This window comes from Paraburkholderia caffeinitolerans, from assembly GCF_902859945.1.
Lineage (GTDB): Bacteria > Pseudomonadota > Gammaproteobacteria > Burkholderiales > Burkholderiaceae > Paraburkholderia > Paraburkholderia caffeinitolerans.
On sequence record NZ_CADIKL010000002.1, the window covers coordinates 103,659 to 118,234 of the forward strand.

Below are 14,576 nucleotides of genomic sequence, written 5' to 3' on the forward strand. Positions count from 1 at the left end.
GTATCGAGGTATCCGCTTACTGGTTTGCCGTCTTCTCGAAGCGGCGCAGCAACTCGTCGCCGCGCGAGTTCGCACTGTCGAGCGCTTGTTGCGGTGTCTTCTTGCCGGCCCAGACCTGCTCCAGCTCCTCGTCGATGGCCGTGCGGATCTGCGGCATGTAGCCAAGACGCAGCCCGCGCGTGTAAGGCAGAGGCGGCTTGTTCAACATCTGCTTCGTCGCCGTATCTGCGCCGGGATTCTTGTCGTAGTAGCCCTGTTCACGTGTCAGGTCGTAGGCCGCCTTCGTAACCGGCAGATAGCCCGTGTCCTGATGCCACTTCGCGGCAACAGGCGCCGAAGTGAGGTAGGACAGAAACTGCGCAACGCCCTTGTACGTATCGGCACTTTTGCCGCTCAGCACCCACAGGCTCGCACCGCCGATGACCGCGTTCTGCGGCGCACCCTTCACGCTCGGGTCGTACGGCATCATGCCGGTGCCGTACTTGAACTTCGCGTACTGCCGAACGTTCGCGAGCGAACCCGACGAGCCCATCATGATGCCGCAGTCGCCGCTATAGAATTTGGCGGTGGCTTCGTCCTTGCGGCCCACGTAGGTGAAGGTGCCCTGCTTCGCCATGTTCTGCAGGAAAGCGATGTGCGCGACCTGCAGCGGCTTGTTGATTTCGAGCTGCGCGTCGGTCCCGTCGAAGCCGTTATTGCGCGTCGCGATCGGCGCTGCATGCCATGCGCTGTAGTTCTCGATCTGGATCCAGCCCTGCCAGCCGGTCGTAAAGCCGCAGGTCATGCCCGCTGCCTTGAGTTTCGCGGCATCGTCGGCGACCTCGGGCCAAGTCTTCGGCGGCACGTCCGGGTTCAGGCCGGCCTTTTTGAATGCGTCCTTGTTGTAGTAGAGCACCGGCGTCGAGCTGTTGAACGGCATCGACACCAGATGGCCCGTCTTCGCGTCGCTGTAGTAGCTCGCGATGGTCGGCACGAACGCCTTCTCGTCGAACGCCACGCCGGCCTTCGTCATCACGTCGTACACCGGAATGATCGCCTTCTTCGCGCTCATCATTGTGGCGGTGCCGACTTCGTACACCTGCAGGATCGCGGGCGCGTCGCCGCTGCGATACGCGGCAATGCCCGCGGCCATCGTCTGGTCGTAAGTGCCTTTGAAGACCGGCACGATCTTGTACTGGCTTTGCGACGCGTTGAACTGCTGTGCGATCTCGTTCACACGATCGCCAAGCTTGCCTTCCATCGCATGCCAAAACTGGATTTCGGTTGCCGCGTGAGCGCTTTGCATCAGCCCGGCGAGCATCAGCGCCGCAGAAGCCGCTCGCAAACCAACGCCGAATCGGCCATTGCGCTGCTGGGTGGTTTTCATGAGAGTCCTTTTGTCCGTTGAGGCTTTATTGAAAAATGGCGCGACGCACAACGTCATTCCCCTGGCGCTCAACGAAACTCCGGAATTCTGAGTGCTTCGTTGGCACTTCAACGACAGGCGTCTCCCCGATCCCACGCATTCGGCTGTGTGAGCGCAAAGCCTAGCACGAAGCTTCATTGCAGGCGCGCTGAACGGCCCGTGTCGCCGAGAATCGCGACCGCGAAATGGTAGGCAACCGAAAGACCGGTCGAGAGCACCCCGGTGGGAAAGCGTTCGGCGAAGGCAGCGAGAATCGGCCCGGTGTAGGCGGCGATCAGCACGCCGAACACGGCCTAGAACACGGGCATTGACATCAGCCCCGGTAGATCGTCGCTTCGTCCACGCGCGGCGAAATCGCAGACAATAGGCACAGGGACATCAACCGCGCAGCCAGCCGAAGTGAGGCCTAGGGCGGCGCGCGCAACAGGAGATCACATCATGTCGCCCACACCGGACTACTGGTTCCGTGCCAAACGCTATGGCTGGGGATGGGGCTTGCCGACCCGCTGGCAAGGCTGGGTGGTCCTGCTCGTGTACTTCGCGCTGATCGGCGCAACCATACGCTTTGCCCCGCCGGACCAGCATCTCGCGGTCTTCTTTTCGCTGATCGCGCTGTTCAGCGTCGCCCTCGTGGCCGTGTGCTGGCTCAAGGGCGAGCCGCCCCGCTGGCGCTGGGGCAAGGATTGAGGCCGCTCGCCACGACAGCTTCGTTCACACTCTGAACGCCGCCTCGAAGCGCGCAGCGAAACGGTCGAACTCAGCTTCGGGCAAGTGGTTGATGCCCGCCGCGCGCTTTCTCCCACCCCCCGTTTCGAACTGGCGACAGAAGTCGTCGGCGCCGGTCGCGCAGCCGGCCGGCACCCGCAGGCTCACCACGAAGCCGCCGCCCGATTTCGGCGAAAGCACGGCAAGCGCACGATCCGGCTCGCGCTGCAATCGCTCGTTGGCGAGCGTGCCCGTTGCGCGGCGCGCCCATGCCTCGCCCGGCAGCCGGATCAATTGCGCACCCGGCACGTCGCGCTCGGCACGCAGCGCGCGCGCCTTCGTCATGTCGTCGCGATAGCCATCGTTTAGCGCCACGAACACTCCATCAGCGCCATCGGCCGCCGTGAACGCGAGCGGATCGGCGAATGGCAGCAACGCCTCGGCCAGTGCCTCGGGTGCGAAATGCAGATCGTCGACGGTCTCGCCATAGGCGTTGTAGTTCAACAGCAGGCCTAGCTGCGCAAGTTGCCCGAGTGTCTCGCCATCGATGCCATGCGCGCGGGCGAGCGCTTCGCCAAGCGTGGTCAGCGCGTCGCCATACGCGCCCACGATCGCCCAGCGCACGTGCCGCCCGCCGAGGTAAGCGTTGACGAGCGCGCTCGTGCACACGTCCGGCGCCGTGTTGATGTGCGCCGTGAAGCGCGGATGCACAGGCAGCTCGCCCGCGAAATGGTGGTCGAAATAGCGCAGCGATGCGCCTTCGTCGAGCAGCCGCTGGACGTCGTCGCGGTTCTGGTCGTGCGAGACATCGAGCACGGTGACCTGCGCGCCGTTACTGGCCGATACGCGCTTGAGCAAATGGATGTCGCGCTTCACGCCAGTAACCAGCACCGCCTCTGCGCCCTCGGCCAGCCGCAGTTGCTGCAACGCGCAGAGCCCGTCCGCATCGCCGTTGAAGGCGTAGATGGGCGGCGCCGTGACCGTTCGCTCCGTCATGGGTGCGGCATGGCTCATGGCATGAAGTCTCCGCCGTTCGCGTCGAGCGCTGCGCCCGTGATGGCCTTCGCGTAATCGGAAACGAGGAAGAGCGCGGCCTTCGCACAGTCGTCGTCATTCGGAATCGCGCCGAGCGCGATGTTCGCCGCAATCGGCGCAACGATCTGCTCCTCGGGCACGCCGTGTTCGGCCGCCGCATGGCGCACGTAGCCCTGCACTGGCGCGCCCCACATCCAGCCCATGTGGATCGTGTTCGCGCGGATGCCGTGCGGGCCCAATTCCTTCGCGAGGTATTTCACCGCCACGGCAAGCGCGCCCTTCGACACCGCGTAGCCCGCCTCGCCCACGAACGGCTTGCGCACGGCCTGGGTGTTGATCATCACGATCGCGCCGCTGCGCTGTGCCTTCATGCGCGCTACCACCTCCTGCGTGATCGTCATCGTGCCCACCAGGTTGGTGTCGAACACCGCGCGCCAGCCGTCGAGATCCGCGCCCTCCACGGGCTCCGGAAAGTTGCCGTGCACGAAGGCGCTATTCACGAGTGCATCGATGCGGCCGAAGCGCGCCACCGTGGCCTCCGCGAGCTTGCTGCATTGCGCGCGATCCGTAATGTCCGTCACGCATTTGAAGACTTCACAGTCCACATTGAGCTCGCGAATGCGCGCTTCCGCGTCCTCGAGTTTCGATGCCGTGCGCGCGGCGAGCACCACCGCGCGCGCGCCTTCGCGCGCTGCTTCGACTGCGAGCTTCACGCCGAGCCCCGGCCCGATGCCGGACACGATCACCACCTTGTTGTTCAGAAGCATCTCAAAGTCCCCCCTCATAGTTGTACGAGTAACCGAATTCCTGTTCGCGATGGCGGATGCGCCAGCCTTCGGGCGTGCGCACGAGCGCGTCCGCATACCAGATGCCGAAGAACATCACGCGTTCGCTGCCATCGGGCGCGCGCCACACCATTGGGTTGTGGCACATCGTGCGGGCGCGCGCCGTCTCGCCTTCGATTTCGATGCGGATATTGCCCATCATGTGCTGGCTGCGTGGAAACTGCGGCAGCGCCTTCGCGAGAAACTGCTGGGCTTCGCGCAGTGTGCAGAGCGGTCCGCCTGTAGCGCGATAATCGATTACGGCGTCTTCGGTGAAGAGGCGATCGAGCGCGGCGAAATCGCGCCCGTCGATCGCCGTGCCGTAATCGATCAGCAGGTCGCTGATATCCGCGCGATCGAGCAGATACTGGAGATCACGCGCCATGGGTAGCCCCGATATGACGCTCGCGATAGCGCGCGAAATCGCGCTGCAACTGCTCGACGCTCAGGCCGAACTGTTCGAGCGTGTAGTCGTGCGGCGCACGCTTCTCGCGCCCGTTCCGCGCGAGCCACGCCTGCATGCCGGCGCGCACGTGATCGGGGAACGTCATACCCGCGAACGCATACACCCGCTCGACGACGCCGAGCGGATCGGCCACGGTGTCCTCGAAGCGCACATCGAGAAAGCGCTCCGCCGGCAGGCTCGCACGAACGTCCATCGCGTGATGCACGGCGCGCTGCATCTGCGCGCTCCATTGCCGCCCGACTTCGCGCGCGTCGGGCTCGTCGGCGTAGAGCTTCCAGAGCGTATGCGCCATGCTCGCCATCGACGGGATGGTTGCTGTCGGGTCACGATGCGTCAACACCACCTTCGCACGCGGGAACACCTTGAACAACACTTCGAGCGCGTGCAGATGCTGCGGCGTCTTGAGCACCCAGCGCAGCGCGCCCGGTTCGCCGCGCTGCGCTTTCTGCCATTGCAGGAACTGCAGCATTTTCTTCAGATACGCGTACACCTCGGTATGGTCCTGCTGCGCGAGCCACGCGGTATAGCGCGGCACATTCGCATACGAGTCCATCGCGCACAGGAACGAATGCTCCATCAGCATGAACTCTTCATCAGGCTGCATGGCGTCCAGTGGATGGATCGCGAGAATCTGCGGAATATAGCGGATCATCTGCTCCACTTCCGCGCTTGCGAGCGCGATGCGTCGTGCGCTTTCGCCAGCCCCTTCGCCAGGCAGCGGCGCGGGGTAGCGTGTTTCCCACCACGCCGCCGAATGAAAGCGCGCATCGGTGGCGAGCACGCGCTGTAGCAGCGTCGTGCCGGTGCGCGGCAGGCCCACGACCACGACGGGATCGTCGATGGGCTGCGCGAGAATCTCGGGATGGCGCTGGCAATAATCCTCGATCACGAGCCGGTTGACGAGCTGCGCGAGCACTTTTTCGTGCATCATCGCTTCGCCTTGCGGCGAGAGGTTCGCCTGATCGGCGAGCGCGTCGAACAACACCTCAAGTGCCTCGCGATAGCTTCCCTCGCCAAAGTTAGTCAGCCCTCCTGAGCGCTCGATGGCGGCTTCCATGAGGTGACGGACGAGGTGCTGCGCGTCCCGGCGCGGCGCGATGGGGGCGGCGGCGTTCATACGGTCTCCTTGAGCGTTTCGAGCTTGACCACGCGCGTAACCGGATGCACGGGCGTTTGCGCGCCCACCCAGCGCAGGCACAAGGTGCCCTCGCGATGGCCTGCGGTTTCCAGCCAGTTCGGCACGCCCGGGTCGCGCGCGCTCAGCACCAGCGTGACGCCGCCGTCCTCACGCAGTCGCGCCGAATGCTTGTTCAGGCAGATGCGGTGATAGCGATAGTCGAGCGACTCCATCCAGTAGTTATTCACCTGGACGTTCCAGAAGTCGCACTCGGGCACGCGCTCTACGTCGATCACGAGCGCCTCGTCGTCTGCAAGCGACCAGTACGTGTGGTAGTAGAAGATGTTCGGGTCGCCGCCGGCGGCCTGGCACACGGCCTGATCGGCGGGCGGCAGTGCGTTCGCGTGCGCCTGATAGCCCTGCGCCCAGTCGGCGAAGATGCGCGAGGTCTGCTCGACGAACGCCGCAGCGCGTTGGAGACCGTTATGCAAACGCACCGGGTCGAGCGGCGCGGGCTGGCTCGATGAACCTATGCGCTCGATCTTCAGTTGCGCAGGCTTCTCGGCCTTGCGGTCGAGGAAGGTCTGGCGCACGACCAGCGCGTTGGTGGCCGGATCCATCGGCAGCCAATTGCCGCCTCGGCCTTCAGGCCGCTTGGTGCTCAGGATGATTTCGAAGCTGCCATCGGCTTCGACCTGCATATGGTCCGCGTCGATAAAGCCCGTCTGCAGCATCTTGCCATCGGTTTCGTAGCCGCCCTTCTGCGTGCCGAGGCTCAGATACGCAACCGTGCCGCGATGACCGCTCACGCGGTATTCGTGCGCACCATTCAGGCGCGCGTACTGATAGAGATTGTCGGGATTATCGGCGCCGATCTTGGCCGTCTCGTGCGAGGGCGAGAAAAAGCCCGGAAAATCCGCGTCCGCGAACTCCACGTGCATTTCGAGCGCGATGCGCAAAAGCCGGCTCAGATAGCGGAACCCTTCGGCGCGCGTGAACGCATCTTGCGGCGCCTCGGGCCGCAGGATCTGTTCGCCGCTGCGCCGCAGCGTTTCGCAAAAGGCGGCCCATGTCTCGCCCGATAGCAACTGTGCTTCGCCGGTTGGCGTCGTCATGCTTTGTCTCCTCCGTTGTGCCGTGGGGAGACGATACCGACACCGAAGCGCTGCGTTCTTCGTCCATGTGGACTAAGGGCGCGCTGTGTATCAAACGTGCCTGCGTTGCTCCAGGAAGTGCTGCTTGCAAGGCTGGAGCGATGGGCCGGGAACCGGCCTTCGGGGTGCGGATTGCGACAGGCAGTTAGTTGCATTCGATGGGTTGTCTACCGCATTGCCCGTGCGTCAAGACCAGGGTTTGCCTGCCCGCCCCGCCTACCTCAAAAGGACGATGCGGGCCGCGCACGCGCGCCTATCATCGTCACGGACGGCTACTCGAGCCAAAGGTCTAAACCCGCGCGCAACGCCACGGAGGCAAACAACGTGTCGACGGAAATAGCAGCCGACTGCGAAGGCATTGCGCCCGCCAGCTTCGAGGCGGCCGGTCTCGCGCCGCGCGACGTGAGCGCATTGCTGGCGCTCGTCTACCGTGGGCCGGTGGAAGCGACCCCTTGGGCGGGCCTGCTCGAATACATGCGCCAGCGGCTCGATGCGAGCTTCGTGACGCTCGTGCTGCGCAATCCGGCATCGGGGCATCCCGGCCTGATCGTCAATGCGTCGGTTCATGGCCCGCTGCTGCCTGGCGAACCTTCCTATAGTGAGCATTACTACTCAATCTGCCCATTCACCACCGTGCCGCCGGGCCAGGCAGTAACGGCTGACGAACTGTTCGGCGCGCAGGCATGGTGCGAACACGAGTTCTATCTGCAATACCTGAAGCCGCTCGACCTGCGCTATATCCTCGTGGCCAACATCCGCACGCACGACGCCGTGGATTGCGCCTTTTTCGTGAGCCGTCGCCACGACGCACGCGACTACGATGCGGCCGACAAAGCGCTGGTGGCCGTGCTGCTGCCGCATCTGCAACGCGCGGTCGACCTGCATTCGACACTCGACGTGCTCGAATCCGAGCGCACGCTGTACGCCGGCACGATGGACCGCATGCTGGTGGGCACCGTGATTCTGGACGAGCATGGCAAGTGCATGAAGAGCAATGGCGCGGCCAACCGCCTGTTCGCCGCCGCAGACAGCATCACGCTCGTGAACGACACGCTGCGCGCGCGCTGCCCGGTGGAGGACCGCCGCCTGCAGAAGGCAACCCAAGCGGCGATCCAACACCACCTGATGGCCGCGACCACGTGCATCGAGGCCACCACGCTGTCGCGAGCCTCCGGCGAAATCCCGCTCAGCGTGCTGCTGCGGCCGATTCCGCTGAACTACCGCACCGATGAACGCGCGCGCCGGCCGGCCGTGGCCGTTTTCATCCGCGACCCGGCTTCTTCGCCGCAGCATTCGCGCGCGATGCTGCGCTCGCTTTATCGGCTCACGCCGACTGAAACCGAACTGGCGCTATTGCTCGTGGATGGGCTGACGCTGGACGAAGCGGCTGAAACGCTGGGAATCGCCAAGAATACCGCGCGTGCGCATTTGCGCGGCATCTTCGGAAAGACCGGCGCGACGCGCCAGGCCGTGCTCGTGAAAACGCTGCTCAACAGCGTTGTGTCGATGGTGTGAGTGATTAGCGACAACGCGAAGAATGAATTCTTCGCGTTGCGTTAGCCATCATTCAAAAAAGCCGATCAGGAAAGGAAAGCTTGACGGCATAGCCGGTGTTGCCCGGAGATTCTGGGGGCCGCCCTAGAGGAGGACTCAAGCGCCGGAAGACTCGGCCCTCTGCCGCGCTCTCGCCGCCTTTGCAGCGCTCGCGGGCTTCGAAGGCTTTGCCGCCTTTGCCCCCACCGAATCCATGGAAACCGCGCTGCCGGCGTCTGCGCTAAGCAGCACCCCCGCCGACACGATATAAGCCGCAGCGCTTTCAATATCGCCGCGCAACGCCATACAGGCTGCGTCGCTGTCGCCCCTGCGCAGGGCGTCGAGCAGCTCGTCGTGATGCTTGACGGCAACGCGTTCGCCCACACGCTTCGAGCCCGAGCGCAGGTCGTGATTGAGAATCGGTCCGATGCGCAGCCACAGCGTCTCGATCATCTGCAGCAGCATGGGCATCTGCGCCGCTTCGTAGATGGCAAAGTGAAACGCCTGGTTCATCGCAATGACCTTGGCGCCGTCGGGCTTCGCTTTTTCCATTTCAGCCGCAAAGCGCTCGTGCAAAGCCTGCAAGCGCACCAGTTGGTCTTTCTCGATGCGCTCGGTCGCCTGTGCCGTGGCCAGTCCCTCCACGTTCACGCGGATCCGGGTGATCTCGCCGAACTGGCTGATGCTCATGGTGGGCACGCGTAACGCCCGGTTGGGCGTGAGCTCGAGCGCCTGCTCGGCCACCAGCCGGTGCACCGCCTCGCGCACCGGCATCACGCTCACGCCAAGCGCCGCCGCGATATTGCGCAGGGAGATCTGCTCGCCCGGCATCATCTGCCCGGAGATCAGGAGTTCGCGCAATTGCGCGTAGACATCGCGGCTGAGCGTCTGGCGCGTCAGCGGGGTCACGAGTTCGTTCAGAGCCATGGACCCATCATAGCACATAGGGTATCCCCGATATGAGATCTGTGATCACAGTTATAGGATTCGCTCTAACTGCAATCCACTCACGGAGAAAACGACATGTGGAAGGATGAATCGCTGCTCGGCAAACGCGTGCTCATTACGGCCGGCGCGGACGGCATCGGGCTCGAGATCACGCGAGCCTTCGTGGAAGCGGGCGCTCGCGTGGCCGTCTGCGATGTCGCGGGGCAAAGCCTGGAGCGCATTGCGGCCGAGTTGCCCGACGTGCTCGCCATCAAGGCCGACGTCTCGAACGAAAGCGACGTCGCGGCGCTCTTTGAGCGCGTGGATGCAGCGCTGGGCGGTCTCGACGTGCTCGTCAACAACGCGGGCGTGGCCGGGCCGACCGGCGGCGTCGAAACGCTGACGCTCGCCGACTGGGAGCGCACGCTCGCCGTCAATATCACCGGCCAGTTCCTCTGCACGCGGGCCGCGGTGCCGCGCTTGCGCAAGGGGCATGCGCCGGCAATCGTGAATCTTTCGTCGGCAGCGGGCCATCTGGGCATGCCCGGGCGCTCTGTCTACTCAGCGTCGAAGTGGGCCGTGGTGGGCTTCACGAAGTCGCTGGCGCTCGAACTCGGACCGCAAGGCATCCGTGTGAATACGGTGCTGCCGGGCGCCGTCGACGGCCCGCGCATCCGCGCCGTGATCGCGGCCAAGGCGGCTTCGCTTGGCAAGCCGCTCGATGAGGTGACCCGCAGCTACACCTCGCAGGCCGCGTTGGGCCGCATGGTGACGATGCGCGACATCGCCTGCATGGTGCGCTTTGCCTGCAGCGATCAAGCCGCAAACGTACATGGCCAGGAACTCGTCGTCGACGGCCTCACGCAAGCGCTCAGCTAAGCCTTCGCCCGCTATCGAACCGGGCGCTCAAGCGCCCTGCCCCACTCAGGAAATCAGGAAAAACAAGGAGATTCCATGGCCAAGCGAGCCAAAGCCATCATCACCTGCGCGCCCACCGGCGCGATTCATACGCCGAGCATGTCGCCGCATCTGCCCGTCACCGCCGACGAGATCGCGACGGCCGCCATCGACGCCGCCCGTGCCGGCGCGGCGGTTCTGCACCTGCATGCGCGCGACCCGCGCGACGGGCGCCCCTCTCAGGACCCGGAACTGTTTCGCCCATTCCTCGCGAAGATCAGCGCCGCCACCGATGCCGTGATCAACATCACCACGGGTGGCAGCCCGCATATGAGCGTCGAGGAGCGCATGCTCCCGGCCACCACCTTCAAGCCCGAACTGGCTTCGCTCAATATGGGCTCGATGAACTTCGGCCTGTTCCCGATGCTGGAGCGTTTCAAGACTTTCGAGCACGACTGGGAACGCGAGCATCTGGAAAACAGCCGCAACCTGATCTTCAAGAACACCTATCAGGACATCGAGAATATCCTGCGCATCGGCTCGGCGAACGGCACCCGCTTCGAGTTCGAGTGCTACGACATCAGCCATCTGTACAATCTGAAGCACTTCGTCGACCGCGGTCTCGTGACAGGCCCCGTGTTCGTGCAAACGGTGTTCGGTATTCTCGGCGGCATCGGCCCGGACCCCGAGGATCTGATGCATATGCACCGAACCGCGCAACGCCTGTTCGGCGAGCGCTTCCGCTGGTCGGTCCTCGGCACCGGACGCAACCAGATTCCGCTCGCCACCATTGGCGCGGCGATGGGCGCGAACGTGCGAGTGGGTCTCGAGGATTCGCTGTGGATCGGGCCGGGCCAACTGGCCGCGTCGAGCGCGGAACAGGTCTTGCGCATTCGCGCCGTGCTCGATGCGCTCAACATCGACGTGGCAACGCCTGCAGAAGCGCGCGACATCCTGGAATTGAAGGGCGCGGCGGACACGGCGTTCTGAACCCGCTGCGCCGCGTGGCCCTCATTGCCCCTTTTAACTGACCACCAGGGTCGCCAGGCCGGCGCGAACCGCCGGCCTGGCCTGGAGACATCCACTCATGCCTACCGCCCAAGCTTCCGGCGCCTCGCTATCGCGCCCGGCTGATCGCACACTGACCGCATTGCTGTTTCGCAAGCTGATGCCGTTGCTTGTGCTTGCCTATGTCATTAGCTTTGTAGACCGAACCAATATCGCGCTTGCCAAGGCGCACATCGCCGTCGATCTGGGTATCTCGGCGGGTGCGTATGGGCTGGGTGCCGGCCTGTTCTTCCTGTCCTATGCCCTGCTCGAAGTGCCCAGCAATCTCATCATGCATCGTGTCGGCGCGCGCTTCTGGATCGCGCGCATCATGGTGACGTGGGGCGCGCTCTCGGCCGCGATGGCTTTCGTGCAGGGGCCGACCTCGTTTTACGTCATGCGCGTGCTGCTGGGCGCGGCCGAAGCAGGCCTCTTTCCCGGCGTCATGCTGTATCTGACCTACTGGTTCGGTCAGGAGGACCGCGCCCGCGCCATCGGCTATTTTCTGCTGGGCGTGTGCATTGCCAATATCGTGAGCGGGCCGCTGGGCGGCGCGCTGCTGGAAATGAACGGCATGCTGGGCTTCAAGGGCTGGCAGTGGATGTTCATGATCGAAGGCGTGCCCGCAGTCCTGCTCGCGTTCGTGGTCTGGAAAAAGCTGCCCGACGGGCCGGAGTCCGCGCCGTGGCTCACCCAGGCGCAAGTGCACGAAGTGCGCCAGCGCCTCGGAACCGAAGCCGGGAGCCACTCGGCCAACGGCGGGCACGCATTCCTCGCCGCGCTGCGCGATCGCCAGGTGTGGCTCGCCATTTTTATCTACTTCTGCCACCAGATCGCCATCTATACGGTGATCTTCTTTCTGCCCGGCATCATCGGAACGTATGGCAAGCTCACGCCAGTGCAGATCGGCCTGCTCAATTCTCTGCCGTGGATCGCCGCAGCAGTGGGCGCGGCGTGGTTGCCCAAATACGCCAACACGGCGCAACGCGGACGGCGGCTGCTCCTGATCGGCCTCGTCGTCATGGCGGCCGGGCTGCTGATCGCCGCGTCGGCCGGACCGGTGCTGGCCCTCGTCGGCTTCTCGCTCACCGCGTTGATGTTCTTCGTGGTGCAGTCCATCGTGTTCGTGTTTCCCGCATCGCGGCTCAAAGGCGCGGCGCTCGCAGGCGGGCTCGCCATCATCAATACGTGTGGACTCGTGGGCGGCTTTATCGGGCCATCGGTCATGGGCATGATCGAGCAGACCACTGGCAGCACGCACTACGGGCTCGTCGTCATCGCGGTGTTGCTGCTCGCGGCGGCGGTCGGTGCTCCGTTCATGCGACAAGGGCACGAGTAAGCTTGGCCGCCGTGCTCCCGGGCATGACCCGGCGATGCACGGCGGAGCGCGCATTGAATAGTCTGCCCGGCGCCTCTCGAAACACCCCTCGAAACACCCCTCCACTCAATCGGCCACCGATTGCGCAGGCGCCTTCGCAACGAACTTGCGCAGGCGATGCGCGAGCTTATGCGACGGCCGTTCGACGGCGCAATAGAACGCATAGCTCGTGGCAATCGCAACCGCGACGGTCGTAAGCCATGCGAGCGTCTCCCCCTGCGGATAGCCCGTCACGCCAAGAATGGCGAGCGCAAGCTTGTGGCACAAATACAGGCTGTACGACCACGCTCCGAGCGCGCCCGCGTATCGCCAGAATGCACTGCTTCCCTGGGTGGCTGTTTCCGCCGCGATCCAGCCGGCCACGACGAACTGAAACACCGGCAGCGTGATATCCGGCCCGATGAACGGTAGAAAGGCCGGCTTGATATGCGAGGTGGACGCGAGCAAGAACGTAAACGACCCCGCCGCCACGATCACCACGCGCGCAGCAGCCAGATGCTTCGCGAGCCAGCCCGACACGGCCCCGATGCAGCGCGCGATGACCGCCGTGAGCGCCGATGCGCGAAAGCTCGAACGACCGTCGATGGCGGTGCGGTGCATCTCGGCCACCAGACAGCCGAGCAGCCAGCCCGGCAGATACAGGAACGCGGTGCCCGCTACGCCATAGTTTTCGTAGACGCAATGCGCGCACACGAGCTGCGTATGCGTGTGCCGGTACCAGACCATCACGGCGGCGGCCAGCGCCACGCCGACGATCATTTCGCCCACGTAGCGAAAGCGGCTGCGCAGCACCGGATAAATCGTGTAATAGACGATCTCGCAGTAAAGGGACCAGAGCACCGATTCCAGCAGATTGGCTGCGTTGCCGAGCGGCTGGCAGAGCAGCGCAACGACGGCGAGCGGCAATCCAATGCGCACATAGCGCGACGCAAAATAATTAATGGGCCGCAGCGTGGCGTCGCGGTGATACGCGTTGTGAATGCAATAACCGGAGATGACAAAAAAAACGATCACGGCAGCCGGTCCCGCGAACAACAGCACGGAGCCGGACCACAGCGCGCCGCCGACGCCCGCCAGCGAGGCCGGAAAGAATGCCTTGAACGGCGGCGGACCAAAGTGATAGAGCATCACCCAGAGCGCCGCCATGAACCGGATCGCGTCGATTTTCAGCGATTTGGCCGACGGTGCGCGGGACGCAGGCGCTCCGGACATGATGTGCCCCTTTTGCTAGTGAATGGCATGGAGCCTACCTTCGCTGTTCGTTAAAAAAAACATAAATAAATCATCGTAAAAACCCCCACATGAGTCGCGCGATGCAAGGGGCGGATGGCATTAGCCGCAATGCATCGCCACAACCGCGCCCTATCGCGGGACCGGCCTGGGGTTTGCCCGCTTTTAGTCCGTCCGGACGAGGATGCCGGAGCACCGCCAATGACACGATAACGACGCGTGTAACGACGCGTAAAGCGGCGCTGCCTGCGCGCGTCTACACACGCCCTTTTTCCCACGCCAAGGAGCCTTGCATGCCCGACTCGCCCTACCTCGTCACCTCGGACAAAGTCGAAATCGATGCGCCCGCATCGTTCGTCTGGGACATCCTGATCGATCTCCCCCGCTATCCCGAGTGGAATCCTTACACCGTGAAAGTCGAATCGACGCTGCGCTTGGGCGAGCCGGTCAACCTGTATCTGCCCGACCCCACGCGTAACGGCGAGTTGCTCCATGTGGTCGAGCATCTGGCCGCGTTCGACCGCCCGACACTGCTCTCGTGGGAAATGACGGCGACTGCTGACAACCCCGACGCGGCGCGCCGCGACCAGATCATCGAGCCGCTGGGCGAAGCGCGTTGCCGCTATCACTCCACTGATCTCTTCCTCGGGCCGACCGCGCCCACCGTGATGGCACAGCACGGCGAATGGGTGCGCCAAGGATTCTCCGCAATCGCGCACGCGCTCAAGCAGCGCGCCGAAACGCTGTACAGGGAGGCCCGAGCGGCCCAGACGGCCTGATTTCCACGCAAGCAAGCGGCAAACGCGCCGCGCGCACGGTTAGCGGAACCGGCGCGGCGCTTCCCCTCATCCAGCCACT

General features: G+C 64.2%; 14 protein-coding genes and 1 pseudogene. 6 read left to right on the plus strand and 9 right to left on the minus strand.

Annotated features, from left to right (window positions below):
* Positions 1–16: 16 nt before the first annotated feature.
* Together ugpB and HV773_RS02105 are read right to left on the minus strand one after the other, a co-directional pair.
* Entirely contained in the window at positions 17–1,300 is a 1,284-nt protein-coding gene (ugpB, locus tag HV773_RS02100) for a sn-glycerol-3-phosphate ABC transporter substrate-binding protein UgpB (RefSeq protein WP_377729565.1), read from the minus strand.
* 269 nt (positions 1,301–1,569) lie between these two features.
* Positions 1,570–1,728 (minus strand): annotated as a pseudogene (locus HV773_RS02105) (MFS transporter); the annotation flags it as partial.
* 115 nt (positions 1,729–1,843) lie between these two features.
* Between HV773_RS02105 and HV773_RS02110 the strand changes: the two are divergent.
* Complete coding sequence (locus HV773_RS02110) at positions 1,844–2,092, plus strand: hypothetical protein (RefSeq protein ID WP_129564348.1); 249 nt, start codon at positions 1,844–1,846, stop codon at positions 2,090–2,092.
* 24 nt (positions 2,093–2,116) lie between these two features.
* Here the strand turns inward: HV773_RS02110 and HV773_RS02115 are convergent, their stop codons facing one another.
* The 5 genes from HV773_RS02115 to HV773_RS02135 are packed head-to-tail and all read right to left on the minus strand — an operon-like array spanning position 2,117 to position 6,667.
* Positions 2,117–3,124 (minus strand): acetyltransferase, encoded by a 1,008-nt coding sequence (locus HV773_RS02115; protein ID WP_227875477.1) that lies wholly within the window; start codon positions 3,122–3,124, stop codon positions 2,117–2,119.
* Positions 3,121–3,912, minus strand: coding sequence for an SDR family oxidoreductase (locus HV773_RS02120; protein WP_129564349.1), 792 nt, complete (start codon positions 3,910–3,912; stop codon positions 3,121–3,123). Before HV773_RS02120 ends, HV773_RS02115 begins: the two co-directional genes overlap by 4 nt.
* A 1-nt stretch (position 3,913) precedes the next feature.
* Positions 3,914–4,354, minus strand: a complete 441-nt coding sequence (locus HV773_RS02125) for a nuclear transport factor 2 family protein (RefSeq protein ID WP_129564350.1) — start codon at positions 4,352–4,354, stop codon at positions 3,914–3,916.
* Positions 4,344–5,492: a sulfotransferase family protein gene (locus tag HV773_RS02130; RefSeq protein WP_227875537.1), complete on the minus strand. Its 1,149-nt coding sequence runs from the start codon at positions 5,490–5,492 to the stop codon at positions 4,344–4,346. The genes HV773_RS02125 and HV773_RS02130 overlap by 11 nt, the downstream gene beginning before the upstream one ends.
* Before the next feature lie 56 nt (positions 5,493–5,548).
* The gene (locus HV773_RS02135) at positions 5,549–6,667 is read right to left on the minus strand and encodes a DUF1214 domain-containing protein (RefSeq protein WP_129564352.1); all 1,119 of its coding nucleotides are present in this window, start codon (positions 6,665–6,667) and stop codon (positions 5,549–5,551) included.
* Positions 6,668–7,063: 396 nt separating this feature from the next.
* On the opposite strand from HV773_RS02135, the gene HV773_RS02140 reads away from it, so the two are divergent.
* The gene (locus tag HV773_RS02140; protein WP_129564515.1) at positions 7,064–8,221 is read left to right on the plus strand and encodes a helix-turn-helix transcriptional regulator; all 1,158 of its coding nucleotides are present in this window, start codon (positions 7,064–7,066) and stop codon (positions 8,219–8,221) included.
* A 135-nt stretch (positions 8,222–8,356) separates the two neighbouring features.
* Here the strand turns inward: HV773_RS02140 and HV773_RS02145 are convergent, their stop codons facing one another.
* Positions 8,357–9,166, minus strand: a complete 810-nt coding sequence (locus tag HV773_RS02145) for a GntR family transcriptional regulator (protein WP_129564353.1) — start codon at positions 9,164–9,166, stop codon at positions 8,357–8,359.
* Positions 9,167–9,262: 96 nt separating this feature from the next.
* On the opposite strand from HV773_RS02145, the gene HV773_RS02150 reads away from it, so the two are divergent.
* From HV773_RS02150 to HV773_RS02160, 3 genes are all read left to right on the plus strand, one after another.
* The gene (locus tag HV773_RS02150; RefSeq protein WP_129564354.1) at positions 9,263–10,045 is read left to right on the plus strand and encodes an SDR family oxidoreductase; all 783 of its coding nucleotides are present in this window, start codon (positions 9,263–9,265) and stop codon (positions 10,043–10,045) included.
* A gap of 75 nt (positions 10,046–10,120) precedes the next feature.
* Positions 10,121–11,053, plus strand: coding sequence for a 3,5-dioxohexanoate:acetyl-CoA acetone transferase (gene kce / locus HV773_RS02155; RefSeq protein WP_129564355.1), 933 nt, complete (start codon positions 10,121–10,123; stop codon positions 11,051–11,053).
* A 97-nt stretch (positions 11,054–11,150) separates the two neighbouring features.
* Positions 11,151–12,449 (plus strand): MFS transporter, encoded by a 1,299-nt coding sequence (locus HV773_RS02160; RefSeq protein ID WP_129564356.1) that lies wholly within the window; start codon positions 11,151–11,153, stop codon positions 12,447–12,449.
* Positions 12,450–12,554: 105 nt separating this feature from the next.
* On the opposite strand, the gene HV773_RS02165 is transcribed toward HV773_RS02160, so the two are convergent.
* A complete protein-coding gene (locus HV773_RS02165) occupies positions 12,555–13,700 on the minus strand; it encodes an acyltransferase family protein (protein ID WP_129564357.1) in 1,146 nt (381 codons plus the stop codon).
* Between the two features lie 311 nt (positions 13,701–14,011).
* On the opposite strand from HV773_RS02165, the gene HV773_RS02170 reads away from it, so the two are divergent.
* Positions 14,012–14,497 (plus strand): SRPBCC domain-containing protein, encoded by a 486-nt coding sequence (locus HV773_RS02170; RefSeq protein ID WP_129564358.1) that lies wholly within the window; start codon positions 14,012–14,014, stop codon positions 14,495–14,497.
* Positions 14,498–14,576: the final 79 nt, after the last annotated feature.

What these genes read in the sequence shown, in the direction of transcription:
- ugpB (WP_377729565.1), bottom strand. Translation starts at nt 1,300, where the DNA reads ATGCTCGCCGGGCTGATGCAAAGCGCTCACGCGGCAACCGAAATCCAG.
- HV773_RS02110 (WP_129564348.1), top strand. Translation starts at nt 1,844, where the DNA reads ATGTCGCCCACACCGGACTACTGGTTCCGTGCCAAACGCTATGGCTGG.
- HV773_RS02115 (WP_227875477.1), bottom strand. Translation starts at nt 3,124, where the DNA reads ATGAGCCATGCCGCACCCATGACGGAGCGAACGGTCACGGCGCCGCCC.
- HV773_RS02120 (WP_129564349.1), bottom strand. Translation starts at nt 3,912, where the DNA reads ATGCTTCTGAACAACAAGGTGGTGATCGTGTCCGGCATCGGGCCGGGG.
- HV773_RS02125 (WP_129564350.1), bottom strand. Translation starts at nt 4,354, where the DNA reads ATGGCGCGTGATCTCCAGTATCTGCTCGATCGCGCGGATATCAGCGAC.
- HV773_RS02130 (WP_227875537.1), bottom strand. Translation starts at nt 5,492, where the DNA reads ATGGAAGCCGCCATCGAGCGCTCAGGAGGGCTGACTAACTTTGGCGAG.
- HV773_RS02135 (WP_129564352.1), bottom strand. Translation starts at nt 6,667, where the DNA reads ATGACGACGCCAACCGGCGAAGCACAGTTGCTATCGGGCGAGACATGG.
- HV773_RS02145 (WP_129564353.1), bottom strand. Translation starts at nt 9,166, where the DNA reads ATGGCTCTGAACGAACTCGTGACCCCGCTGACGCGCCAGACGCTCAGC.
- HV773_RS02150 (WP_129564354.1), top strand. Translation starts at nt 9,263, where the DNA reads ATGTGGAAGGATGAATCGCTGCTCGGCAAACGCGTGCTCATTACGGCC.
- kce (WP_129564355.1), top strand. Translation starts at nt 10,121, where the DNA reads ATGGCCAAGCGAGCCAAAGCCATCATCACCTGCGCGCCCACCGGCGCG.
- HV773_RS02160 (WP_129564356.1), top strand. Translation starts at nt 11,151, where the DNA reads ATGCCTACCGCCCAAGCTTCCGGCGCCTCGCTATCGCGCCCGGCTGAT.
- HV773_RS02165 (WP_129564357.1), bottom strand. Translation starts at nt 13,700, where the DNA reads ATGTCCGGAGCGCCTGCGTCCCGCGCACCGTCGGCCAAATCGCTGAAA.
- HV773_RS02170 (WP_129564358.1), top strand. Translation starts at nt 14,012, where the DNA reads ATGCCCGACTCGCCCTACCTCGTCACCTCGGACAAAGTCGAAATCGAT.